Source organism: Longimicrobium sp., assembly GCA_036389795.1.
Taxonomy (GTDB): domain Bacteria; phylum Gemmatimonadota; class Gemmatimonadetes; order Longimicrobiales; family Longimicrobiaceae; genus Longimicrobium.
Window position 1 is genome coordinate 1 of sequence record DASVWD010000074.1, and the last position, 24552, is coordinate 24552.

Here is a 24552-nt window from a genome sequence, read left to right on the forward strand (position 1 = left end):
GAACAGATTGGGAATCACACAGAGGACACAGAGAACACGGAGGAACTGAAGACGCGATTGAAGTTTCTCTGTGTTCTCTGTGTCCTCTGTGTGAGGCTTTATCAGAAAGCTGTACCCGAACGATGCTCTGCAAAGTGGTATCATCCATCAAGCATTCGACCGTGTAGCCGATTGTAGTTGCGCGGTAATGGGTACAGCTCAAGGGTGCATTCTTGTTAGATAACAAGGAATTATCGTGCGATCGCCCTCCCCGATTCACTTCATGTGGCTTGTATTCATGGGGTTTGGTGTGAGCCTGGTCTACGGCCTTGCCGGCACAGCCCTTATCCACGCAGTAGAAGGGAGAGAGGAAGCCCAGCAGTTCCTGAGGATGTACATCGGGCCCTTCAACACGCTCGTAACGCTTGGACTAGGCGTTGTGACCGCTTTGCTGATCGGCAGCTCGCAGCACATGATACCCAATGCCATCGAGGCAACGTTCACAACGGAGGAGCTCTCAACAACGGATTACTTTGAGAACAAACGAAGGTATTCCAGCCTCAGCCGTACGATTGTCTTTGCATCGGAAATGATCATCATTGGCTTCATAGTTCTTCAGGTTTGCCATTTTCCGCTCTATGGCATAGCAGAAGAGGTGATGCTGATCGCGGGCTGTCTGCAATGTGGGCTTGCCAGCTATGCTGGACGCAAGATCCGCTACGCCGGGATGATGCTTCACTCCCTGCTCGATGTTCAGGTTACTCGTAATCTCTTCAAACAGCGTGAACTCAACGTTGTCAACACATACGTTCAGAATCCTCGCCGGCATCTCTTCAAAGAGCGGAAGCTCGACGCTGTAAATACATATGTTCAAACGGTGTCGATTCTGGCTCTTATTGGGGTTTATCTTGGTGTACGAAGCTACTACGGCGCGCCATTTTTGTACGATAGTTTCATTGGCCGGAGTGCGCAGGTCTTCCTGCTACTGCCGGTCATCATTGCAACGCCCGTACTTCTGATTTTTAACTTCTATCCACGTGAAGTGCTACGGAAAATCTATGACAAATCGATTGATATTGAACTCGCAAGCCTACATGAGGAAATAAAAAACGCGACCCTGAGCGGGTTCGAAAAAAAGCTCCGCCTGATGGAGTTCGAGAAAATGTATCGTGAGGAGTTACAGTACAGCTTGCAATTATCATGGAGCGATCTACCGATCGGAATAACGATTCTGGTCATGGTGCTGGAGCCGCTCATAACGCGTTAGTCAGAGGACAGTAATTGGTGTCGCTGCGATCCGGATGCTATATCAAAAAGAAAAGTCCAAGGAAGATCGTGCCTTTCATCAGTCCGAGAGCGGTTGTAAGACGGCCCCAGCGGAGCCAGAAAACATAAGAGAGCACGACTAGCAGGGCCATCAGCAGGATGTTCAGGAACCCGAGAACGGTTTCGACTCGTAGCGACACGAGTGCAACCCCAGCCGTCTGGCACACACCCGAGATGAGCGCGACTCGGCGCGGCTCGAGGGTGTGCAGGAACGACGCAGGATCGCCGGGGCGATCTGGTAAATCCTTGCACAGCTCCCGGCCGAGCATGAAGAAGAAGACCGCTACCGCCACCGCATAGAGGCTGGGTTCACGAGGGGAGTACTGCACGATAAGGATCACGGGTCCGGTCGATACCAGCGCGACGTAAAGCGGCTTGATAACAGGCAGATACTCCACGACGTACCTGTAGCTGATGGCCGCTATCAATCCCAGGTAATAGAGGAAGGAGATCGGATTTGTGCCGATACCAAAACGGATCGACAGCAATGTCGACGCGAGACAGCAGTAATACAGGACGGCGACAAACGCGGGTTTCAACTCGCCGCTCGGCAAAGGCCGGTCTGGATGATTGATCCTGTCCTTCTCGACATCGTCGAGGTCATTGACGATGAACGTGCACATGCTGCCAAAGAGAAGCGGAAGTGCTTTCTGCAGGCTAAAGCTCAGATCACTCGTTCGTACCAGCAAAGGTAGGAGGACGGATAAGAAGGCAAGTAACGACGAAGGCGGGCGCACAATTCTGAGGACTGCGCGAAGAATGCCCACGATAATTCCTTGTTATCCAGTGAGGTGACTCGGAAATCCTATCTGGATGGGCAGAAGGCCTAGGCAGGCTGGAGAAAAGGGCTCGAATAGACCGAGCATAGTATAATAGTCGAGCTAAGCGAGCGCAAATTCTCAGGCTCCAGCTAGATCTTCGACTCTATTATTTCGGACTCAGGTGGAAGCGACGGCGCGGATGTTTTCTCGCGAGGAGCCGTCGCTGATTTGGAGGGTGCACCTCAGTATAGATCTGGGTAGTGGTGATTGAAGTGTGCCCTAAAAGTTGCTGAATATAGCGGATGTCCATGCCTTCCTCCAGCAGTAATGTAGCCACTGAATGCCGGACCATGTGAGGAGTTACAGACCGCTGGAGACCGGCTCCGCTGGTGTACTTGCTCAGCATTGCGCGCACGGACTGCTCCGAGAGCCGACCTCCGCGTTGATTCCGAAAGAAATAGGCGGGCGTGCTTGTGTGCGCGATTGCCCGGTAATCGCGCAGCAGAGATAGAGTCTCCACATTACACAGATAAATCACTCGTTCACGTCCTCCCTTACCCATGATGCGAATCCAACCCTTCCGCAAGTCTACGTCTTCGACAGTGAGATGGCACACTTCCGAAACCCGGGCGCCGGTGGCAAACAGCACTTCAAGCACCGCAATGTCGCGCAGCAGGGTGTGGTATTCGGGCGAGGCAGAATCAGCGCACGCCTGCTTGAGCTGGTAGAGGTGCGTGAACAGGCGCTTCAGCTCCGACAGCGGCACGGTCCGCGGGAGCCGCCGCTCCTCTTTGATGCGCACCGCCATCTTCCTAAAGGGGCTAACTGCCACCGCATCTTCCCGCTCCAAGTACCCGAACAGCGCCTTCAAGGTCGCCACCTTCCGCTTCACGCTCTTCGGCGCGAGGTGCTCGTACTGCGCTTTGATGAAGGCGCGAAGCTCCTCCTTCCCGACTTCCGCGATCTGGCAAGGCTCTCCGAGCGAGACCAGAAACCTGGCGAACTGCCCAAGGTCGGTGGCGTACGCTCTGAGCGTCTTCGGGCTCAGGTTCTTCTCGTAGCGGCAGTGGAAGAGGAACGCTTCGATCGCTTCTGCCACGGTCATCGCACACCAGCCCTGGAGCACGAGATTGACAGTTGCCGGGCAAGTCGTCCAGTTTGTAACTTTTGACGGTTTGGACGCGCACCCAAACGTCGAGGCCGGCTCCGGATCGAATCCGGAGCCGGCCTCGCTCGCATCGGCGGCTGCCGCGGCTAGATGTGCAGCGCGTGGCCGAGGGCGGCCAGGGCGGCCTCGGCGACGGCTTCGGAGAGGGTGGGATGCGGGTGCATGGCCCGGTCCATCTCCTCCACGGTGGTCTCCAGGTGGCGGCCCACCACGAACTCGGCGATCAGCTCCGTGGCGTGCGGCCCCACGATGTGGGCGCCCAGCACCTCGCTGTACTTCCTGTCCCGCACCACCTTCACGAAGCCGTCGGTGTCGCCCGCGGTGAGCGCGCGGCCGTTGGCGCTCCAGGGGAAGACGCCCACGTCCACGTCGTACCCCTGCTCGCGCGCCTGCTCCTCCGTCAGCCCGACGGAAGCGATCTCGGGGTGGCAGTAGGTGCAGTTGGGGATGTTGGCGTAGTCGATCCCGGCGTGCGGGTCGCCGTGGATGGCCTCGACGCACGCCACGCCCTCGTGCGAGCCCTTGTGCGCCAGCAGCGGCGGCCCGGCCACGTCGCCGATGGCGTAGAAGCCCTCCACGTTCGTCTTCATCTGCCGGTCGATGGCGATGAAGCCGCGCTCGGTGAGCTGGATCCCCACCTTCTCCAGCCCGATGTCCTGCACCAGCGGCGCGCGGCCCACGGCCTGGAGCACGCGCTCGGCCTCGATCGTCTTCGTCTCGCCCTTCGCCGTCTTCAGCGTGAGCGTGACGCCGTCCTTGCGCACGTCGGCCTTCTCCAGCCGCGCGCCGGTGAAGATGTCCATCTCCCGCTTGCGATAGCTCTTCTCCACCACCGCCGAACAGTCCTTGTCCTCCAGCGGCAGCACGCGGTCCAGCGCCTCGATGATGGTCACCTTGGTGCCGAACGCGGCGTAGACGTCGGCGAACTCGCAGCCGATGGCGCCGGCGCCCACGATGGCGAGCGTCTTCGGGGTCTCCTGCGCCATCATCGCGTCGGTGGAGTCCCACACGCGGTCGTGGTCGATCTTGAGGAACGGCAGGTCGCGCGGGGCCGAGCCGGTGGCGATGATCACGTGCCTGGCCGACACCGTCTGCGCCTTCCCGTCCTTCCCCGTCACCTCGACCTTGCCCTTGCCGGCGATGCGGCCGCGGCCGGCCAGGTGCGTGACCTTGTTCTTCTTGAAGAGGAAGCCGATCCCCTTCACCAGGCGCTCGGAGACCTGGCGGCTGCGCTTGACGGCCTGGGCCAGGTCGAGCTTGAGCTCGCCGACGGTGACGCCGAACTCCTTCGCGTGGCCCAGGTGGGTGATCATGGCGGCGCTTTCCAGCAGCGCCTTGGTGGGGATGCAGCCGATGTTCAGGCACACGCCGCCCAGCGCCACCTCTTCCACGCACGCCGTCTTGAAGCCGAGCTGCGCGGCCTTGATGGCGGCCACGTACCCCGCCGGCCCGGCGCCGATGATCACGATGTCGAAGCTGTTGTCCGCCAACGTTCACCTCTGGATCGGTTGGATTGCCGGACCGCGGGCCCGGCGAAGCGCCGCCCAAAGTACGGGGGAGTGCGAAAGTGCGAAAGTGCGAGAGTGCGAGAGTGCGAGAGTGCGAGAGTGCGAGAGTGCGACAGCGTGAGTCCCGTCACGCGATGATGTCATCCCGAGGGCGCCGCGACGGAGTTCATCTCCGCACCGAAGCCGGGGCGCCCGAGGGATCTACTATCCGCCGCCTGGAGGACGGCTTCGACGCACCGGACCAGCCCCACCTCGTCCGGAAGCGGCGTCTCCGAGGTTCCTGCGGACGTCCGTCACGCTCCTTGCACAGGGGCGCGGCGACGCTGAACAGGGGGAGCCATGGCGGAGATTCCGGTCGAGCAGGTGAGGCGGGCGGCGCGCGGGATGAAGCGCGAGGCGGCGCCGTGGATCGAGCGGCTGGCGCGCATCGGCTACTTCGCGCGCGGGGTGGTCTACGTGGTGATCGCCTGGATGGCGGCGCAGGCGGCGCTCGGCAAGGGACACGCGGAGGGGCCACAGGGGGCGCTGGTGGAGGTGTTCCGCCAGCCGTTCGGGAAGGCGCTGCTGATCGCGCTGGCGGTGGGGCTCGCGGGGTACGCGCTCTGGCGGCTCGTCCAGGCGCTGCTCGACCCGGAGCACAAGGGAACTGACGCGAAGGGGCTCGCCGCGCGCGCCGGGGCGCTCGTCACCGGCGTCTTCCACGCGGGGCTCGCGGTGGCCGCGGTGCGGATGGCGATGGGCTCGGGCGGGCCGGGCGGGGGCGACTCGCAGGTGCGCGAGCGCACGGGGACGCTGATGGAGCAGCCGGCCGGCCCCTGGCTGGTGGGCGCGGTCGGGCTGGGGATCGCCGCCTACGGCCTGCGCCAGATCTACCGCGCGTGGAAGGCCGACCTGGGGAAGCGGCTCGACCTGTCGCGGATGAGCCCCCAGTCGCGGCCGATGTTCGTCGCCGCGTCGCGCGCGGGGCTGGCGGCGCGCGGGGTGGTGTTCTGCCTGATCGGCTTCTTCCTGGGCCGCGCCGCGCTCGCCGCCGACCCCGGCGAGGCGCGCGCGCTGGGCGGCGCCCTGGAGTCGCTGCGCAGCGCGCCGTACGGGCCGTGGCTGCTGGGCCTGGTCGCCCTCGGGCTCGCCGGCTACGGGATCTTCGAGATGGTGAAGGCGCGCTACCGCATCATCCGCCCGCCGACGTGAGGGGCGCGCCTCGAGCAGGAGGCGCCTGAAGACGCGGCTACAAAAGCGAAAAGCCCGCCTGCGCGGGCTCCTTCAGCGCGTGCTTCAGACTCTGCGCACGGGCAGGCTCGGCACGGGCGAGGCAGGCCTCGCCCCTACGAGATTGCGTCGCGGCTACGAGCCGTTCGCACTTCGCACTTCGCACTTTCTCCTCACGCACTGGCGGTGCCGAACTGGAACCGGCAGCTCGGCGACTCGCCGCGGGCGCAGCACTCCTCGACATCGTAGCCGACCACCTCGCTCAGCAGCGCGGCGGCGATGCGGCAGACCAGCGGGCTCTCGTCCACGGCCTCGCGCAGGGGGCAGCCGAAGCCGCGGATGGTGGCCGCGCCCTCCTCCACCCGCCACTCGGCGATCCCGCCCAGCTCCGCCAGCACGGCCACGGCCGCCTCGGCGCGGCGCGACAGGTCGCCCGTGGCGCGCGGGAGGCCGGCGGCCAGGCGGCGGCCCGTCTCGGACACCAGCACCTCCACCTGGTCGGGCGGGAGCGAGCGCCGCATCGCGTCCACCAGCGTCTTCAGCACCACGCCGTAGGCGCGCGGGAAGAGCGTCTCGGCCTCGCCGGTCAAAGCGTACAGGTGCGCGGGCTTGCCGATGCCCCGGCGCACCCCGGTGAGCGCCACCAGCCCGTCGCGCTCCAGCGCGGCCAGGTGCGTGCGCACCGCGTTGTCGGTGAGCCCCAGCTCGTCGGCCAGCTCGTTGACGGTGCGCTCGGAGCGCCGCAGCAGCGTGATGATCCGCCCCCGCGTGCTCCCCAGCAGCCGCTCCTTCCACCCTCTCGATTGCATGCCGGCTCCTTTCGGTTGCCCGAGGACTGTAGCAAAAATGCAGCCGCAGGTCCAGTAAGTCAACAAAATTATTGACAAACGGAAGATCCGGATTAGCTTCCCCGTCCACCGCGTCCGTGGAGACGTAGATCCACGCCCGGCGCGCGTGCCGTATCACCCGCGGTACCTGTGTTCACTATCGACCGGAGGAAACCAGCATGGCCCACAGCACTCCCGAGACCCGCCGCGCCCTGGCGCTCGCCCTGGCCATCCCCGCGCTGCTCCTGGCCGCCGCCTGCGCCAAGGGCGGCGACGAAGACGACGTCGCGGCCACCGCCGACACCAGCACCGCCACCGCGGTCTCCCCCAGCCCGCCGCCGACGCCGCCCGCGACGGCCGCCGCCACGGTGACCGACCCGCAGATCGCGGCCATCGTGGTGGCGGCCAACGCCGTGGACAGCGCCGCCGGCGAGCTGGCGAAGACGAAGGGGAGCAACCAGCAGGTGAAGGACTTCGGCAACATGATGGTGACCGACCACTCGGGCGTGAACAAGCAGGCGGTGGACCTGGTCACCCGCCTGGGCGTGACGCCGGAGCAGAACCCCACCAGCCAGAGCCTCACGCAGGGCGGCGAGCAGAACGTGCAGCAGCTGCAGGGCCTGAGCGGGGCGGAGTTCGACCGCGCCTACATCGAGCACGAGGTGCAGTACCACCAGCAGGTGCTGGACGCCATCGACCAGACGCTGATCCCGAGCGCGCAGAACGCGGAGCTGAAGAGCCTGCTCCAGACCGTGCGCCCGGCCGTGCAGGCGCACCTGGACCGCGCGAAGCAGATCCAGGGCTCGCTGCAGGGGGCGTGATGGTGGCCAGGCGGGGAGCACTCCGCGCCGCGGCCGTCCTCCTCGCCCTGGCGGCCGCGGGGTGCGCGGGGCGCGAGAGGGCTCCGCGTACCCACGCGGTGGAGATCACGGCGTTCGTCTACCGCCCGGCCGAGCTGGGCGTGGCGCCGGGCGACACCGTGGTCTTCACCAACCGCGACCCGGTGCCGCACACCGCCACGGCGGGCGACGGCTTGTGGGACTCGGGATCGATCGCGAAGGACGCGTCGTGGCGGCTGGTGGTGCCGGAGAACGGGATCGGGGCGTACAAGTGCGCCTTCCACCCGAACATGGCGGCGAGCCTGACGCGAGGGGAGTAATCGTCGAGTCGGAGAAAAGACTTTTTCTCACGCAGAGACGCAAAGACACAGAGAAACCGCCAGGGATTCTCCGCGTCTCTGCGTGAGACTATTCTTTTCAGGGTTCTGGGATCACGTCCCTCCCAGCGCGAGGAGGCGCCGCACGTCCACGCCGTGCCAGAGCCGCTCCCGCATGGCGCGCGTCTCCACCAGCGCCCGCGCGCCCGCGGCGGTCACGGTGAACAGCCGCCGCGACGCGCCGCCGGTGCCCGCCCGGTCGGAGGCGACCAGCCCCTTCGCCTCCAGCCGGTCCAGCGTGGCGTACACCGCGCCCACCGCCACGCCGCGCCCCGTGGCGCTCTCGATCTCGCGGCGGACGTTGGTCCCGTACGCCTCGCCGCGCGCGCGCACCACGGCGACCATCACCTGCTCCTCGAACGATCCGAGCGGGACTTCGTCGGTCACGGCCGCCTCCCCTGATCGGCTGATCATACGGCCCGCACTCACTGCTCGCGCAGCACCTCGGCCGGGTCCACGCGGCTGGCGCGCCACGCCGGCACGTACGCGGCGACCAGCCCCACCGTCATCAGGGCGGCGGCCGCGGCGGCCAGGGCCAGCGGGTCGGCGGCGCCGATGCCGTACAGCAGCGAGGCGAGTAGCCGGGCCAGCACGAGGGTCGCGACGATGCCCAGCGCGATCCCGCCGCCCACCAGCGCGGCGCCGTGCCGGACGACCAGGGCGACCACGCGCGACGGCCTGAGCCCCAGCGCCACGCGGATCCCCCAGTCGCGCCGGCGGCGGCTGGCGAAGTGCGAGATCACCCCGTAGACGCCCACCGCCCCCAGCACCAGCGCCAGCCCCGTGAGCAGGGTCAGCAGCGTCATCACCTGGCGCGCCGGCCCCACCGCCTGCGCGAGCACCCGCTCCATGGTGGTCGCCTTCTGGACGGCCACGCCGGGGGCGGTGCGCTGGATCGTGCGCCGCGCGGCGTCGAGCACCGCCGCCGCGTCCTCGGGGCGGTCGGTGCGCAGCACGAGCGTGTTCCCCTCGGGGGCGTAGGGGATCTGGTCGTAGAGCATGTAGCGCGCGGGCTCGGCCTGGTCGGTGAGGCTGCCCTCGGCGACGTCCTCCACCACGCCCACGATGCGCTCCCCGGCGCTGTCGAAGCCGGTGGAGACGAGCCGGCCGACGGGACTCACGCCGGGGAAGTACTTGCGGGCGAGCGCCTCGTTGACCACCACCGCGCGCTCGCCGCCGGGCCGGTCGGAGCCGCCGAAGAGGCGCCCCTGCCGGAGCGCGATCCCCATGGTGGGGAAGTACCCGGGCGTCACGATGCGGAAGGCCGTGGTGCTCTCCTCCAGGTCGGGGCGCCCCACCACGGCGAGGCCCCAGTTGTCGCCCGAGCCGCGCAGGGGGATCTTCTGGGCCGCGCCGGCCGAGCGCACCCCCGGCAGCTGGCCGAGCGCCGCCACCAGCTCGCGCACCGTCTGCTGCCGGCGCTCGGTGGGGACGTCGGCGCCCAGGGCCACGTCGATCACCGCCACGCCGCGGGTGTCCACGCCCGGGTCGATGGCGTAGAGATTGGATACGCTCCGCACCAGCAGCGCGGCGCCGGCGGCCATCAGCACCCCGAGCGCCACCTCCGCCACCACCAGCCCGCCCTCCAGCCGCCCGCCGCGCCCGCCGATCCCGCCCGTGCGCTGCCGCCCCAGCGCGCTCCGCAGGTCGCCGCGCCAGAGGGCCACCACGGGTACCAGCGCCACGAGGAGCGAGGCCAGCAGGGCGACCCCCATCGCCGCCCAGAACACGCTCCAGTCCAGCGACACGCTCTCGGCCCAGGCGCCGAGCGGGAGCGCGCCCACCAGCAGGCGGAACGCCCCCGCGGCGAGCGCCGCGCCGATCCCGCCGGCCACCGCGCCCACCAGCAGCGCCTCGGCCACGAGCTGCTGGGTGAGCCGGGCGCGGTCGGCGCCCAGGGCCGTGCGCACCGCCAGCTCCGTCGTCCGCCCCTCCACCTGCCCCAGCATCAGCGCGGCCACGTTGGCGCAGGCGATGAGGAGGATGAGGGCCATGGCGGCGACCGTGGCGAGCACCGCCGGCCTGAGCTTCCCCAGGAGGAACTCGCGGACCGGGGTGAGCGAGGGCTCGCGCGTCTTGTCCCACTGCTCCGGGTACTCGAAGCGCTCGGCTAGCATGGTCTTGAGCCGGGCGAGCGGCCCGCTCATCGCGTCCACCTTCTGCCCCGGCGCCACGCGGCCCACGAAGGTGTAGCTCCCCGAGCGGCCCTCGGGGTCGAGCGGCGCGGCGAGCCAGACGCGCACCGTGGGATCGGGGAACCAGAATCCGGCCGGCATCACCCCCACCACCGTGCGGGAAACGCCGTCGAGGCGGATGCGCTTCCCCACGAGGGACGGGTCGCCCCCCAGCTCGCGCCAGAGGCCGTGGGAGAGCACGGCCACCGGCTCGGCGCCCTGGGCGTCGTCGCCCGCCTGCAGCCCGCGCCCGAGCTCCGGCCGCACGCCCAGCACCCGGAAGAGCTCCGACGACGAGGCGATGCCGGGGAGGAGGCGCGCCGGGGCGCCGCTCAGCTCCAGCGTGGCGTCCTCGGAGCGGTACGCCGCCACCTGCTGGAAGCCGGGGAAGTTGCCGCGCAGGTAGAGGAACTCCTCCTCCGTCCAGCTCGCGGGGAACCAGAAGACCGCGACCTCGTCCTCGGCCCGGTACGGCAGCGGGTCCAGCAGCAGCCCGCGCGCGACGCCGAAGATGGCGGCGGTGCCGCCGACGCCCAGCGCCAGGGTGAGCACGGCCAGCAGGGTGTAGGTGGGACGCGCGCGCAGGCGGCGCACCGCGTAGCGCGCGTCCATGATCCAGCTCTCCAGCATCGGACCTCCAGGTCGCATCCGGTTCGCCCGCGGCTCGAACCCGCTCCAGCCGCGCCACCAACTCCGCCGCAGGAGCGCGGGGACGGAGCCGAGCACCTGCCCCCACACCCACCGCCGCGCCGCCCCGCGGCCGTCGGCCGCCTCGCGCTCCGCGTGCTCGGCGGCGAGGTCGGCCAGCACCTCGTCCCGCTCGGCGTACGGCAGGAGGGCGCGCAGGATCGCGGCGGGGAGGCGGGGGAGCATCGGTGCGCGTGGAGTAGGGCGCGGGACGGTGGTCGGTGATTCTACAATGTAGAATACGGGGACGCGATCGTGCGGGTTTCGCACGACCGGGTCTTGGATGCCGGAAGGGGCGGGAAGGTTGAACGAGGCGGACATTCTTCGCCGTCCGGCCGACCAGGAACGGCGTCACGCAGAGGAAGCAGAGACAGCAGAGGAAACTGCGTCCGAGCGCTGCCATCACCACACCGCCGGGCATCGTCCTGGTCCAAACAGACTGGGAATCACACGGAAAACCAAGCAACGGAGGATTCCGGTCCTCCGTCCTCCGTTTCTCCGTGTGAGGCCTTCCGGATCTGCTATTGGAACGATCTTCCGCCAAGCGCTGTGAAGTCTTCTGCTACCTCTGCTTCCTCTGCGTGAGGCAAAGCAGTCGTCGTCGAAACACGAGAGGGAAGGGAACCCCCCAGCCGGGCCCCTCCCCCCTCGCTTCCAGGGAAGCAGGATTTCACCCTGTCCCCTGTACCGTCTTTCAGGGTCGTCTCAGCCCCGCCCGGAATTGCTCCCGCTGCGGCCCGAGAAGCCGTTCTCGACCTCCAGCTCCATCCTGAGCAGCCGGCCGTTCTGGGCCGACAGGTCGACCACGTTGCCGCCCTGGCGGAAGAGCGCGGCCGGGTCCAGCAGGATCGACACGTCCTGAGTGGAGCCCTCGGTCACCACCAGCGGCGGGTTCAGGTCCACCTCCACCTCGATCTCGGCCTCGATGAACACCCGGAAGGGGCGCGGCTGCCCGCCGGTGGGGGTGAAGGTGCCGGTCACCAGCATGCTGGCGTCGCGCGGCCAGTCGGGGAACTGCGCCCGGATCTGCTGGAAGAGCTGCGCGATGCGCGCGGCCTCGGCCGGGTTCTCCTCGTCGTCGTCCAGGTCCTCCACCTCGAACTCCACCTCGCGGTAGGTGCCCGGCGGCACGGCGCCCGTCGACACCGAGATCGGGGCGCTGGAGAGCGGAAGGTCGACGAAGAACGGCCCGGCGTCGAAGTCCTCGCAGTCGTCGACCCCGCCGTTCCTCTCGCAGGGGTTCACGTCGTCGTCGCCCTTCAGCTCGAACTCCTCCACGATCACGCGGATGCCGTCGAAGGTGAGGGTGCCGTTGGCGCCGGTGACGACCAGCTGGCCGGCGGCGGTCTGGAAGAGCGCGCCCGACGAGGCGGAGGCGCCGGGCGCGCCCACCACGCCGAAGCGCAGGGCCACGTCGGACGCACCGCTCCCCGAGCCGGTGGGCGAATCGCTGCACGCGGCCAGGGCCAGCGGGGCGAGAGCGAGCGGGTACAGCAGCTTCCTGGCGAACATCGTAACCTCCAATAAGGGTCTGGCGGTGGCCGCCCGTGCGGCGGTGGTGTGGTGCGGACCTGGCCCCTGGTAAGGCAACGGGTGGACCCTCGGCCGCCGTCCGGGGTTTCAGGACCCGCAAACCCGTGAAAACACTTGCTTTTCCCCTCGCACGCCGCTCTGGCGCGATTCGATGCCGCTCGCTATAACCGTCTCGTTGCGCTACACCGCTGGCGTGCGGCGAGACGCGCGCCCCGCCCGCCGGCCCCTCCCCCGACGCCCGTGACCGAGCTGATCGTCGTCGCACGCTCCGACAGCTTCTCCGCGCTCTGGCCGCAGCTCGCCGCCGCGGCCGGGACGAGCGCGCGCGTGGTGGAGACGGCCGAGGACGCCGCCCCCGCCGCCGACGCCCTGGCCCTGCTGGTGAACGTGGCCGGGGTGGAGGAGGAGGCCGAGCCGCTGCTCCGCGCGCTGGCGGCCGCGGGGGCGCCGCCCGCGCTGGTGGTGGGGGCCAGCGCCGACCACCGCCTGGCCGCCGCCCTCGTGCGCGCGGGCGCGGGGGATTACTTCGCCCTCCCGGGCGACCTGGAGGCGCTCCGGTCCGAGCTGGCCGACCGGGCGAAGGGGCGCGAGGCGCGCGCGGCGGGGGGCCGCCTGGCCGAGGCCGAGCGCAGCGCCTTCGACTTCGGCCGCATCATCGGCAGGAGCCCGCAGCTGCGCGCGGCGCTCGACCGGGCGGCGCGCATCATCCCCCGCGACCGCGCCACCGTGCTGGTCACCGGCGAGACGGGGACGGGGAAGGAGCTCCTGGCGCAGGCCATCCACTACAACGGCCCGCGCGCGGCCGGGGCGTTCGTGGAGCTCAACTGCAACGCCATCCCCGCCAACCTGATCGAGTCGGAGCTCTTCGGGCACGAGAAGGGGGCGTTCACCGACGCGCGCACCGCCAAGCCGGGGCTCTTCGAGGCCGCCGACGGGGGCACCCTCTTCCTGGACGAGATCGGCGACCTGCCGCTCACCCTGCAGGGGAAGCTGCTCAAGGTGCTGGAGGAGAAGCAGGTGCGGCGGCTGGGGGCGCTCAAGGGCCGCACCGTGGACGTGCGCATCATCGCCGCCACGCACGTGGACCTGGCGGCGGCGGTCAAGCGCGGCGACTTCCGCGAGGACCTCTTCTACCGGCTGAGCGTGATCCCCATCCACCTCCCGCCGCTGCGCGACCGGGGCGAGGACGTGCTCCTGATCGCCGAGCACTTCCTGCGCACCCTCTCCCGGCAGTACGGGATGGACCCGCCGCCCGTCACCCCGGAGCTGCGCCGGGCGCTCGCCGCGCACACCTGGCCGGGGAACGTGCGCGAGCTGCGCAACTCCCTGGAGCGCGCCCTCCTCCTGGGCGACGGCGGCGTCGACCCGGCCGACCTCTTCCCCGGCCCCGCGCCCGCCGCGGCCGCGCCCGCCTCGAACGGCGCGATCCCCTTCCCGGCCACCCTGGGCGAGATCGAGCGCGCCGCCGCCTTCGCCATGGTGGAGCGCTTCGAGGGGAACAAGAGCGCGGCCGCCGAGGCGCTGGGGATCTCGCGCTCGCGGCTGTACCGGCTGCTGGAGGGGATCGAGGAGGATGTCCCGGAATGAGACACCGCGTCGCGGCCCGGGACAGGACGTTTCCGCGGAAAGCAAGGCGCCACGCGGGTTTTCACCCCGGTGCGCCCCTTGCTCCCCTTTCTGTCAACGCGAACGCGTCGCAGTGTTACTTCCCGAAGTCCATGACCATGCGAATCCGAAACCGTCTCGCCGTCGCCCTGACGGCTCTCTTCGCCGCGCTCGGGGGCTGCGGCGACCCCTCGGGCCCCGAGACCGGCGTCCCCAGCGGCGACCTGATCGTGCTGCGCCAGGCCGCCGACGCCCCGGCGCTGGCGACCCGCGAGATCTCGTTCTGGGCCAAGGCCGGCGACGGGACCGAGCGGTCGATCCCGTACGTGAACGGGGAAGACTGCCTGGAGTTCAAGATCCCCGGCAACGCCCTGCTGCGCTATCCCGACGGGAGGGCGTTCCAGCGCGGCGACTCGGTGCTGATCACCGTCCGCGTGATCGACCCCGCGCTCTTCCAGTTCGAGTTCCTCCCCGCGGGGCTCGTCTTCAGCCGCGACCACCCGGCCGAGCTGGAGATCAGCTTCCGCTACGCCGACCGCGACTTCAACGCCGACGGCGTGATCGACGACCGCGACCGGAACTTCCAGTTCAGCATCTGGCGGCAGGAGGCGGGGCAGTCCACCTGGGACGAGCTGCTGACGGCCATCGACGTGGACCTGGAAGAGGCCGAGGCCGACGTCCTGGGCTTCAGCAAGTTCATGATGGCCGGCGAATGATCCCGTGACCGACGCCGCCCCCCCCGCCGGCCTCCTCGAGGAGGCGCGCACCCTCGCCGGCGGCCGGGAGTGGTCCACCCTCGTCGAAAGGCTGGGCTCCGTGTCCGAAACGGAGCTTTTCGCCGAGCCCGAGGTGGCCTTCCTCCTGGCCGACGCGCTCTGGCGCACGGGCAGCCCCGACCGGGCCGTGCCCCTGGCCGAGCGCGTGCTGGCGCTGGCGGGGCGGCGCGGCGACCGGCGGCTGTCTTTGCGCGCGCTCAACGTGCTGGGGGTGGCGCTCTTCGAGTCGGGGCGCATGCCCGAGGCCGAGGGGCGCTTCGCCGAGCTGCTGGAGCGGGCGAGCGACTGGGGCGACGTGGACTTCGCCGCGCGCGCCTCCAACGGGCTGGGGGCGCTGGCCCACCTGCGCGGCCGGCGCGACGAGGGGCTGGCGTACTTCCAGCGCGCCATCTCCGGCTACACGCGCATGGGCAACCGGCGCGGGCTGGCGCAGACGCACTACAACCTGGGCCTCGCCTTCCGCGACCTGGGCTTCGACGCCGACGCCGACGCCCACTACCGCCGGGCGATGGACTTCGCGGCCGAGAGCGACACCGAGGAGGTGGCGGCCATCGCCGAGGCCGAGCGGGCCCTGCTGCGCGCCCGCTCGGGCGACGGGCGCCTGGCCGAGAGCATGGCGCTCAGGGCCCTGGAGCGCTTCGAGCGCCTGTCGGACCCCACGGGCACCGCCCAGGTGGTGCGCGTGCTGGCCGCGGCCGCGCGGGCCAACGGCGACGACGCCGGGGCCGAGGCGCACCTGGCCCGCGCGCTGGAGCTGGCCCGCAGCCACCCCGACCCGGTGACGCGCGCCGACGTGCAGCGCGACCGGGGGCTCCTCCTGCGCGACCTGGGGCGCGCGGCCGAGGCGCGCGAGGCGCTGGAGGAGGCCGTGGCCGGGTTCGACCAGGTCGGCGCCACCGCCGAAGCCGGGGCGCTGCGCGCGATCCTGGCCGGGCTGCCCGAGCCGCCTTCCTGATCGGGCGGGAGGGGAAAGCCTCACGCAGAGAAACAGAGAAACAGAGAAACAGAGGAACCGAGGACTCCAGTTCAGTTCTCCGTTCCTCTGTTTCTCTGGGTGAGATCCAGAAAACGTCTTTTCACCGCGCTCGGCAGCCCGTGGGCGCGGACTGACCGCGCCGACGGCGCAGAGCGGACGAACGGCGGGCCGCCGTCTTCTGATGCCAGATGCGCCTGAACAGCGGAATCGGCCGAACAGATGTCATCCCGAGGGGCGCGGTGGCGACCCGAGGGATCTACTCCGCATGTCTGGTGGCCAGATGCAGTGCGCGGAGGCCGGCCTCGCTCTTGGGTGAGTAGATCCTTCGGTCGCCGCCAGGCATCGGTGGCGGGGCAGGCTCGGCGCAGCGGCTCCCTCAGGATGACCTTCAATTGCACGAACGATCCTGAACGGTGTCCGCCGTGTGACGAGCATCTTGCTCGACCGGGCCATCCCCACGTAATCTGCGGGGCTTTCTTCGCCGGGAGCCGTGGCATCCCCCGCCCCGGTCCGCCCCCCTCGCACGCTCCTGCCGTTCGGGCGGAAGCCTGTCCGACCCCTGTAGACAGAGAATAGATGCGCATGCGCCACCTCGTCCTGCTGCTCGCGCTCGCCTCGTGGAGTTGCATCACCGGCCCGTCCGACCTGCCTCCCCCGGCTCCGCCGCCCGCGCCGCCGCCGTCGCCGCCCCCGCCGCCGCGCCCGCCGCCGCCGGAGCCGCCTCCGCCGCCCCCTGCTCCTCCGCCGCCACCGCCGCCGGAGCCGCCTCCACCGCCGCCTCCTCCTCCGCCGCCGCCGGAGCCGCCTCCGCCGCCCCCTCCTCCGCCGCCGCCACCGCCGCCGGAGCCGCCTCCTCCGCCCCCCCCTCCTCCTCCTCCGCCACCGCCGTCAGTGGTGCTGGTGGCCGCGGGCGACATCGCCGACTGCCTCAGCCCGGGCGACGAGGCCACGGCCGCGCTGCTCGACGGCATCGGCGGGACGGTCGCCGTGCTGGGGGACAACGCGTACGAGAACGGCTCGGAGCAGGAGTACCGCGACTGCTACCATCCCAGCTGGGGGCGCCACAAGGCGCGCACGCGTCCCACGCCCGGCAACCACGAGTACCAGACGCCCGGCGCCGCCGGCTACTTCGGCTATTTCGGCCTCGCCGCCGGCCTCCCGGCCGAGGGATGGTACAGCTACGACCTGGGCGCCTGGCACGTGGTCAGCCTGAACAGCGAGCTCCCCGTGGCCGCGGGCTCGCTCCAGGAGCTGTGGCTGCGCGCCGACCTGGCCGCGCACCCGGCGCGCTGCACGCTGGCGTACTGGCACCGGCCGCGCTTCAGCTCGTCGCGGCACGGGAACAACGCCGCCATGCAGCCGCTCTGGCAGGCGCTGTACGACGCCGGGGCCGACGTGGTGCTGGTGGGGCACGACCACGTCTACGAGCGCTTCGCCCCGCAGGGCCCCACCGGCGCCGCCGACCCCGCGCGGGGGATCCGCCAGTTCACCGTCGGCACCGGCGGCCGCAACGACCTGTACCCGTTCAACACGCCCGTCGCCAACAGCGAGGTGCGCTACAACCTGACGTTCGGCGTCATCAAGCTCACCCTGGAGGAGGACGGCTACACCTGGGAGTTCATCCCCACCTCCGGCACCTTCCGCGACTCCGGCCGCGGCACCTGCCACTGAGCGCCGGAACACCCCGGCCCCGGTACGAGCATCCCTGCCCGGGGCGCTCGTGCCGGGGTCGCCTGCGCGCCGGGTGAGCCCATCGTGCCGGGCCCCGGCCCTGCCGACGCCCGCACGGACGACGGCGGGGCCGCCGACTCTCCGTGTCCTCCCCTCTCGCACGCTTTTTCCGGTCGGGCGGAGAAACCTGTCCCGACCACGTGAGATGGAGAAGAGATGCGCATCCGCCGCTTCGCCCTGCTGCCGGCGTTCGCCGCCTGGTCCTGCAGCTCCTGCAGCTCCGGGCCCGCCGACCCGCCCCCGCCCCCATCCGCCGTGCTGGTGGCCGCGGGAGACATCGCCGACTGCCGCAGCACGGGCGACGAGGCCACGGCCGCGCTCCTCGACGGCATCGACGGCACGGTCGCCGTGCTGGGCGACAACGCGTACGAGAACGGGTCGGAGCAGGAGTACCGCGACTGCTACCATCCCACCTGGGGCCGCCACAAGGCGCGCACCCGTCCCACGCCCGGCAACCACGAGTACCAGACGCCGGGCGCCGCGGGCTATTTCGCCTACTTCGGCGCCGCCGCCGGCAACCCGGCCGAGGGGTGGTACAGCTACGACCTGGGCGCCTGGCACGTGGTCAGCCTGAACAGCGAGCTCCCCGTGGCCGCGGGCTCCGCCCAGGAGCAGTGGCTGCGCGCCGACCTGGCCGCGCACCCGGCGCGCTGCACGCTGGCGTACTGGCACCGCCCGCGCTTCAGCTCGTCCCTGCACGGGAACAACGCCGCCATGCAGCCGCTCTGGCAGGCGCTCTACGACGCCGGCGCCGACGTGGTGCTGGTGGGGCACGACCACGCCTACGAGCGCTTCGCCCCGCAGACTCCCACCGGCGCGGCCGACCCCGCGCGGGGCATCCGCCAGTTCCTCGTCGGCACCGGCGGCCGCGCCCTGTACCAGTTCAACGCGCCGGTCGCCAACAGCGAGGTGCGCTACAACCAGACGTTCGGCGTCATCAAGCTCACCCTGGAGGCGGACGCCTACACCTGGGAGTTCATCCCCGTCTCCGGCACCTTCCGCGACACCGGCCGCACCACCTGCCACTGATCCCCTGAGCACGTAATGGAGTGAGTGACCCTGGTCCTGCAGGGGCACTCGCTCCGTGTTTTCGGTCCCCCCGGGTTGCGTACGCGGGATGGGCGGCGTTCGCGGGCGGAGCCGTCGCCATGACCCGCCGGAGCCGCTGGCGACGACTGTTTCTCCCCCTGTTACGGCCCTCGGCTGCAATGGTGTTGGACCGATACTGATCCATGTCGCAATACCGGGATCCGATACGTACTGCGGTCGCAAGATCGACTACATCCGGCGCCGGTCTGCACATCTTTTCTAATCCCGGAAAAAATTTCCACGTCGGAGAGGGCGGCCGACTTTCTGGATAGAGAAAATTCCTTGCGAATGCTGGTGTTTCTGCGACCGGTGCACCGGGAAGTGATTGGTCCCGATCCTGCCAAATGAGCCCGCCGAGTTCCGCCTCGAACCCCACACAGCCATGAAAGTACTACGCAGCCTTTCGGTGGGCGCGCTGTGTTCTATTGCGCTTGCCGGGTGCACGGCCGGTGCGTACCGCGTCGAGGACGCGGCTCCGCGCGCCACCCTGGCCGCCACCCGCGACGTGCTCGGCTGCGCCGCCGACGCGGCGACGCTGCGCGCGGGCTTCGCCGCCAACCCGCAGGAGCAGGAGCTGGCGTCGATCCTGGAGACGGCGCCCGGCCAGGCGCGCCACGGGATGCGCTTCAACCCCACGCTGGCCCGCGTGGCGCGCGCCCGCGCCGCCGACATGGCGCGGCGCGGCTACTTCGGCCACACCGACCCCGACGGGCTGGGGGCCAACACGCACGTCACGCGCGCCGGCTTCCGGCTCCCCGTGCTGTACGACGCGCGGCCGTCCGGCAACAACATCGAGTCGCTCGGCGGCGGGTACGCCTCGCCGCGGGCGGCGTGGGGCGCCTGGATGGGCTCCACCGGGCACCGCACCCACCTGCTGGGGCTGGGCGACTTCTACCGCGCGCAGACCGACTACGGCGTCGGGTACGTGCACGCGCCCGGCTCGCGCTACGGCCACTACTGGGTGGTGCTGATCGCCGCCGGCGCCTGCGCCTGACGCGCCGGTAGGACAGAGACGACGAGGCCGCCCCCGGATTCGCTCCGGGGGCGGCCTCTCGCTTTCATCGTTCCATCCCTCGATCCGTCGTCTACCGCCCTCCCGCCAGCGCCTGCGCCGCCTCGTCGAGCGCGCTCGTCGCGGCCTGGAAGCGCCGCGCCAGGTCGGCGATCTCGCGCTCCGCCAGCGCGCGGTCGCCGGCGCGGACCGCCTCGTTGACCGAGGGGAAGACCATCGTCGAGTAGCCGTTGTTCTCGTCCGACGCGTAGATCAGGGCGCGGTACCAGGGGCGCGTCCGGAGGCCCTCCGGCCGGGTGAGCGCGCGCTCCACGCCCAGCAGCGCGCGGTTGGCCGCGTCGAGCCGGCCCCGCTCCGCCCGCCCCGCCAGCGCCGCGTCGCGCGCCCGGGCGAAGTCCGCCGCCGAGCGCTCCATCGCGTCGATCGCGGAGCGCAGCGGGCCGGCGGCGGCCCGGTCCCACCCCTTCGCGCCGAGCGCCTCCTCCAGGGCGGGGAGGTAGCCGCGCATGGTCCGCGCGAACTCTGCGTAGTCGTACGGGAGCACCTCGGCGTTGGCGAGGCGCAGCAGCAGCGCCGTCCCCACGGCCGCGGCGGCCGCGTGGTAGCGGTAGCCGGGGTCGCCGAAGCTCGTCATCCAGCGCCGCGAGTCGTACTGCGAGTGGTAGACGCCGTACGGCCCGCCGAAGCCCCAGTCCGCGTGCGGGATTCCCAGGTGGTTGTAGAAGCCCGCGAAGTCCGAGCCGCCGCCGGGGTCGCCCATCGCCGGCTCCAGCGAGTCGGCCACGTTCGCGCGCCTGCGCCACACCGCGTACACGCTCCCGCTGTCGGAGGGGTCCGGCACCAGGCGGGCGACGTCGCGCAGCACGGCCCTGAGCGACGGCGAGCCACCCCCGCCGAAGTTGGGCCCGTTGGCCGCCACGTCCTGATTCAGGTACGCCACCGCGCCGCGGAAGAGCCGCGCCGAGTCCTCCTCCACGTACTCGGTGGAGCCGATCAGCCCCCACTCCTCGGCGTCCCAGGTGGCGAACACCAGCGTCCGCCGCGGGCGGTTGCCGGCGCGCACCTGCTCCATCACCGCGGCCGCCGCCTCCAGCACGCTGGCCGTGCCGCTCACGTTGTCCACCGCCCCCGGCCCCCACGCGTCGCGGTGCCCCCCGATCACCACGTACTCGTCGGGGAGCTCCGCGCCGCGGACGTAGCCGAGGGTGTTCCAGATCTCCTTCACCGGCCGCTCCGCCGCGTCGGTGCGCACCTGGACGCGGGCCACGACCGGGCCGGGGCCGATGTGGTAGCGGAAGGGGAGCCCGCCCTGCCAGGCGTTGGGCACGTCGGTCCCGCGCACGCCGCGCAGCAGCTCCGCCGCGTTGGCGTACCCGATGGGGACCACGGGGATGCGCGGCACGGCCATGCTGTCCGCCGGAAGGCGCCGCGCGCCCGGCGCCGACGCCCACCCCGGCGTGGAGGGGTCGCCCGCGCCGTTGAAGACGCTCCCGCGCTGCACCGCCTGGTCGGGGCGCATGGGCCCCTCGGGGTAGACGTCCTCCACCGCGTACCCGTCGTCGCGCGGGTCGCTGTAGAGGATGAGCGCCACGGCGCCGTGCCGCTCCGCCTCGCGCGCCTTGATCCCGCGGAAGCTGCGCCCGTAGCGCGCCACGGCGACCTTCCCCCGCACCGAGACGCCCAGCGAGTCGAGCTTCGCGTAGTCCTCGACCAGCCCGTAGTTGACGTAGACCACCTCGCCGGACGCGTCGCCCGGCGCGCTGTAGCCGTTGACGGTGGGGTACTGCCAGAGCGCCGAGGTCGAGTCTCCCGGCACCGGCGTCTCGGCCAGCCGGAGCTCCACGGGGTTGGGGGAGACGCGCCAGACGCGCGCCGAGGTGGCGTGGGGGAGGTAGACGGGGTAGGCGCGCACCTCCGTCTCCAGCCCCAGCCGGCGCATGGCGCCCAGCACGTAGTCGCGGGTGCGGGCCTGCGCGGGGGTGCCCGCCACGTGCGTCTCGGCCGAGAGCGCGCGCGAGTGCGCCGCCATGCGCTCGGGCGAGGCGGCGCGCACGGCCGCGGCCTCCAGGGCTCGCTGCCGGGCGGCCGCCTCGGCGGAGTACCCCGGCATCGGCTGCTGCGCGGAGAGGAGCGTGGCGGACGCCAGCAGCGCCGCCGGAACGAAGCGAACGAGCACGGGCGGGACCTCGCGTGTGGGGAATCTGGGAAAGCCCGGGCAAAGTACCGCCCCGCCCCCGCCGACGGTAGACGGCGGACGAAACGGAAGAGGGGATGCGCCGGCCGCGCATCCCCTCCGTACTCCCGTACCCCCGTACCCCCGTACTTTCGTACTCCTACGCCCCCGCCTGCCACGCCTCCTCGTCCCTCGGCTTGCGGCGCGTGAGCCACGACATCGCGAAGCAGGCGAGGATCTGCAGCCCGAAGATGGCCGCCAGCCCGATCGCCGGGTCCGCGTCCATGCCGACGGCGTAGACGGCGCCGATGGTGGCCAGGATGGAGCCGGCCACGCCGAAGCCGTAGCGCCCGCGGCGGCCGGTGAGCCGGTGCACCGCCAGGGGCGTGAGCAGCACCGAGGCCGCCGCGCCCAGGTAGACCCGCCGCTCGTCGCCGTTCGCCACGCCCATGATGGCGGTGGCCCACGCGCCCACGAAGAGCGCCAGCGCCACGGTGGTGACGGTGAAGTCCCACAGCGCGCGGAAGAAGCGCCGCACCGGCCCCGGCCTGCGCGGCTGCGCGGCGTACGGCGCCCCCTGCGGCGGGAGGTGCGCGGGCGCGGCGGCCGGGGGCGCCGCGGGCCGGCGCTGCGGCACCTGGTCCGCCCCGGGGAAGCTCGCCTGGATCGGCCGGCGCGCGGCGGGCGGCGGCGCGAGCTGCGTCTGCTCGGCGGCGGGGCGTGCGGCGGCGGGGCGCATCTCCGGCGTGGACGAGGTCGGTCCGGGCGCGTACAGCTTCGTCTGGTCGCCCAGGTCCACGGCCGGGCGCGCCGGGGCGGGAGCGGACGGGCGGGCGGCGGCGGGGGCGGCCGCGGCGACGGGCCGTCCCTCCAGCGCGTCGGCCATCAGCCCGGCGTCGGCGTAGCGCTCGGCCGGGTCCCAGGCCAGGCCGCGCACCAGGACGGCGGCCGTGGCGTCGTCCAGCGCCGGGGCGCGCTCCTTCAGCAGCCGGAGCGACTCGGCCAGCTCCGCCGCCACCCGCGCGGGCTCCGCCGCGGTGAAGGGGCGCCTCCCCGTGGCGAGCTGGTAGCCCACGGCGGCCAGGCTGAAGACGTCCGACGCGGGGGTGATCGCCTCCTCGCCGCGCAGCTGCTCGGGCGAGGCGTACGCGGGCGAGAACGGCGAGCGCCCGAACTGCGTCAGGTGCGTGAGCGTCCCCTCCTCGCTCTCCACCTGGGCGATCCCGAAGTCGAGGACCTTCACCCGCGCCTCGTCGCCCTCCGTCTCCAGGAAGATGTTGCCGGGCTTCACGTCGCGGTGCACCATCCCGGCGCGGTGGCCGGCGGCCAGCCCGCGCGCCGCGTGGCGGAGGATGAAGAGCGAGACGGCCAGCGGCGGCGGCCCGGTGCGCACCAGCCGCGCGGCCAGGTCTTCGCCGCGCAGCAGCTCCATCACCAGGAAGTCCAGGTCCAGCTCGGGGTCGGTGCCGAAGTCGTGCACCTGCACCACGTTGGCGTGGTGCAGCGCGGCCGCCGCCCGCGCCTCGCGGTGGAAGCGCTGGCGCAGCCGGGCGTGCTCGGCCGGGTCGACCGTCGCGGTGCCGATGACCTTCACCGCCACGGGACGCGACAGCCGCTCGTCGACCGCGCGGTAGACGGCGCCCATCCCGCCGCGGCCGATCACCGCCTCGATCAGGTAGCGGCCCGCGAGCGTGCGGCCGGTCAGCAGTCCTGCGATTCCGTACATCTCGACGAAGCCAGTCTCCCGGGATCTCCCCGGGGGATGGAGGGGCCGAAGTCCGTGTCTTCCGCAGAGTTGCGGGGCTGGACTACGAGCCCCGGTCCGGTGCGGTTTCGGGTGCGGGAGCGCGCCTCAGGGCGCGGGCGGCGCCACCGGCCGCGCCAGGTCGAACTCCACCCGGAAGCGCCGGCCGGTCCCCTCGCGGCGCAGCGTGTAGGCGAAGGTGCGGCCGGGCTCCACCTCCAGCGTCCACACGTTGGTGGCCGCCACGGGGAGGAGCCGCGCCGTGAAGGTGTCGGCGGGGAAGTCCTGCCGCGCCGCGGTGCCCGCCGTGCGCGTGTCGCCGCCGTAGCTGGAGACCGGGTCCTCGGTGCCGTCCTCGTGCCGGTGGTCGTGCTTGAGGCGCAGCCCCCCGCGCACCCTCGACACGATCCAGGTGCGCGAGGCGTCGGGCCCGATCTGGAAGGGGATGCGCACCTCGTCGGCGCCGCAGTCGCGCACGTGCATCACCAGCCGGTTCTGCAGGAACACCGAGTCGCCCGGGCTGGTCCCCTCCGTCATCCGCCCCTCGAACGCCCGGCCGCAGAGCTGCGCCAGCCGCCTCCAGAACGCCTCCTGCTCCACCGAGCGCGTGGTGGTCTGCGGCGCCGGCCCGACGCTGAAGCCGCACCCCGCGAGCACGGCGGCCAAGACGAACGTCGCAAGACGGAAAAGTCGAAGCACGGACCGGTGAGGGGAGAGGGCGGACGATGATGGAGAGGAAAGATACCGCCCGGCGCCGGAAGAATGAAGCCCGCGCGCCACTTACGACGTTGGAACCGGAACCCGCCGGGTCCAGATGATCACCAGGCCATGCCGTCATTCTGAGGCCCGGCCACACCGGACCGGCATCCGCACGAATGACGGCAGGGCCGAAGAATCTTCTCACCTCGCCAAGTGGGTGGGGCGCGGTAGCGTCACGGATCCTGTCTGCTTCATCCGGGTCACTCATGCGAATACGACTCCGGATGAGCAACCAGGAATCGTACCGTTTTTCGAGATTCGCCGTGCATTGGGAAGCTGTCATTCCGAGTGGAGCCCGA

At 70.8% G+C, this 24552-nt stretch carries 21 protein-coding genes; 10 read left to right on the forward strand and 11 right to left on the reverse strand.

Features of this window, described 5'->3' with window-relative positions:
• Positions 1 to 262 precede the first annotated feature (262 nt).
• On the forward strand, positions 263 to 1246 hold the full coding sequence (locus tag VF746_09525) for a hypothetical protein (GenBank protein ID HEX8692647.1): 984 nt from the start codon (positions 263 to 265) through the stop codon (positions 1244 to 1246).
• Positions 1247 to 1283: 37 nt separating this feature from the next.
• Here VF746_09525 and VF746_09530 read toward each other — a convergent pair whose 3' ends face one another.
• The 3 genes from VF746_09530 to lpdA form a co-directional block, all read right to left on the reverse strand.
• A complete protein-coding gene (locus VF746_09530; protein ID HEX8692648.1) occupies positions 1284 to 2072 on the reverse strand; it encodes a UbiA family prenyltransferase in 789 nt (262 codons plus the stop codon).
• Positions 2073 to 2232: 160 nt separating this feature from the next.
• On the reverse strand, positions 2233 to 3171 hold the full coding sequence (locus VF746_09535) for a tyrosine-type recombinase/integrase (GenBank protein ID HEX8692649.1): 939 nt from the start codon (positions 3169 to 3171) through the stop codon (positions 2233 to 2235).
• A gap of 149 nt (positions 3172 to 3320) precedes the next feature.
• Entirely contained in the window at positions 3321 to 4724 is a 1404-nt protein-coding gene (gene lpdA / locus VF746_09540) for a dihydrolipoyl dehydrogenase (GenBank protein HEX8692650.1), read from the reverse strand.
• Between the two features lie 357 nt (positions 4725 to 5081).
• On the opposite strand from lpdA, the gene VF746_09545 reads away from it, so the two are divergent.
• Entirely contained in the window at positions 5082 to 5933 is an 852-nt protein-coding gene (locus VF746_09545) for a DUF1206 domain-containing protein (GenBank protein HEX8692651.1), read from the forward strand.
• A gap of 191 nt (positions 5934 to 6124) precedes the next feature.
• Here the strand turns inward: VF746_09545 and VF746_09550 are convergent, their stop codons facing one another.
• Positions 6125 to 6760 carry an ArsR family transcriptional regulator gene (locus tag VF746_09550; GenBank protein HEX8692652.1) on the reverse strand — a complete coding sequence of 212 codons (636 nt, stop codon included), beginning with the start codon at positions 6758 to 6760 and terminating at the stop codon, positions 6125 to 6127.
• A gap of 197 nt (positions 6761 to 6957) precedes the next feature.
• Between VF746_09550 and VF746_09555 the strand changes: the two genes are divergently transcribed.
• Both VF746_09555 and VF746_09560 read left to right on the forward strand, forming a co-directional pair.
• Entirely contained in the window at positions 6958 to 7599 is a 642-nt protein-coding gene (locus VF746_09555) for a DUF4142 domain-containing protein (GenBank protein HEX8692653.1), read from the forward strand.
• Positions 7599 to 7937 carry a hypothetical protein gene (locus VF746_09560; protein ID HEX8692654.1) on the forward strand — a complete coding sequence of 113 codons (339 nt, stop codon included), beginning with the start codon at positions 7599 to 7601 and terminating at the stop codon, positions 7935 to 7937. Before VF746_09555 ends, VF746_09560 begins: the two co-directional genes overlap by 1 nt.
• A gap of 111 nt (positions 7938 to 8048) precedes the next feature.
• On the opposite strand, the gene VF746_09565 is transcribed toward VF746_09560, so the two are convergent.
• The 3 genes from VF746_09565 to VF746_09575 all read right to left on the reverse strand — a co-directional run bounded on the left by VF746_09565 (position 8049) and on the right by VF746_09575 (position 12367).
• Positions 8049 to 8381 carry a PadR family transcriptional regulator gene (locus VF746_09565; protein HEX8692655.1) on the reverse strand — a complete coding sequence of 111 codons (333 nt, stop codon included), beginning with the start codon at positions 8379 to 8381 and terminating at the stop codon, positions 8049 to 8051.
• A gap of 38 nt (positions 8382 to 8419) precedes the next feature.
• Positions 8420 to 11041, reverse strand: a complete 2622-nt coding sequence (locus tag VF746_09570; GenBank protein HEX8692656.1) for an ADOP family duplicated permease — start codon at positions 11039 to 11041, stop codon at positions 8420 to 8422.
• A 519-nt stretch (positions 11042 to 11560) separates the two neighbouring features.
• Positions 11561 to 12367, reverse strand: a complete 807-nt coding sequence (locus tag VF746_09575; GenBank protein ID HEX8692657.1) for a hypothetical protein — start codon at positions 12365 to 12367, stop codon at positions 11561 to 11563.
• 261 nt (positions 12368 to 12628) lie between these two features.
• Between VF746_09575 and VF746_09580 the strand changes: the two genes are divergently transcribed.
• From VF746_09580 to VF746_09590, 3 genes are all read left to right on the forward strand, one after another.
• Positions 12629 to 13975, forward strand: coding sequence for a sigma-54 dependent transcriptional regulator (locus VF746_09580; GenBank protein HEX8692658.1), 1347 nt, complete (start codon positions 12629 to 12631; stop codon positions 13973 to 13975).
• A gap of 137 nt (positions 13976 to 14112) precedes the next feature.
• The gene (locus tag VF746_09585) at positions 14113 to 14709 is read left to right on the forward strand and encodes a hypothetical protein (GenBank protein HEX8692659.1); all 597 of its coding nucleotides are present in this window, start codon (positions 14113 to 14115) and stop codon (positions 14707 to 14709) included.
• A gap of 4 nt (positions 14710 to 14713) precedes the next feature.
• Positions 14714 to 15724, forward strand: a complete 1011-nt coding sequence (locus VF746_09590) for a tetratricopeptide repeat protein (GenBank protein HEX8692660.1) — start codon at positions 14714 to 14716, stop codon at positions 15722 to 15724.
• Between the two features lie 649 nt (positions 15725 to 16373).
• Here the strand turns inward: VF746_09590 and VF746_09595 are convergent.
• The gene (locus VF746_09595; protein HEX8692661.1) at positions 16374 to 16628 is read right to left on the reverse strand and encodes a hypothetical protein; all 255 of its coding nucleotides are present in this window, start codon (positions 16626 to 16628) and stop codon (positions 16374 to 16376) included.
• Between the two features lie 11 nt (positions 16629 to 16639).
• On the opposite strand from VF746_09595, the gene VF746_09600 reads away from it, so the two are divergent.
• The 3 genes from VF746_09600 (at position 16640) to VF746_09610 (ending at position 19559) form a co-directional block, all read left to right on the forward strand.
• Complete coding sequence (locus VF746_09600; GenBank protein HEX8692662.1) at positions 16640 to 17416, forward strand: metallophosphoesterase; 777 nt, start codon at positions 16640 to 16642, stop codon at positions 17414 to 17416.
• A gap of 216 nt (positions 17417 to 17632) precedes the next feature.
• Entirely contained in the window at positions 17633 to 18505 is an 873-nt protein-coding gene (locus tag VF746_09605; protein HEX8692663.1) for a metallophosphoesterase, read from the forward strand.
• A 442-nt stretch (positions 18506 to 18947) separates the two neighbouring features.
• On the forward strand, positions 18948 to 19559 hold the full coding sequence (locus VF746_09610; protein HEX8692664.1) for a CAP domain-containing protein: 612 nt from the start codon (positions 18948 to 18950) through the stop codon (positions 19557 to 19559).
• A gap of 91 nt (positions 19560 to 19650) precedes the next feature.
• On the opposite strand, the gene VF746_09615 is transcribed toward VF746_09610, so the two are convergent.
• From VF746_09615 to VF746_09625, 3 genes are all read right to left on the reverse strand, one after another.
• Positions 19651 to 21753, reverse strand: coding sequence for a M20/M25/M40 family metallo-hydrolase (locus tag VF746_09615; protein ID HEX8692665.1), 2103 nt, complete (start codon positions 21751 to 21753; stop codon positions 19651 to 19653).
• A 157-nt stretch (positions 21754 to 21910) separates the two neighbouring features.
• On the reverse strand, positions 21911 to 23476 hold the full coding sequence (locus tag VF746_09620) for a serine/threonine-protein kinase (protein ID HEX8692666.1): 1566 nt from the start codon (positions 23474 to 23476) through the stop codon (positions 21911 to 21913).
• A 126-nt stretch (positions 23477 to 23602) separates the two neighbouring features.
• Complete coding sequence (locus tag VF746_09625; protein HEX8692667.1) at positions 23603 to 24160, reverse strand: hypothetical protein; 558 nt, start codon at positions 24158 to 24160, stop codon at positions 23603 to 23605.
• Positions 24161 to 24552: the final 392 nt, after the last annotated feature.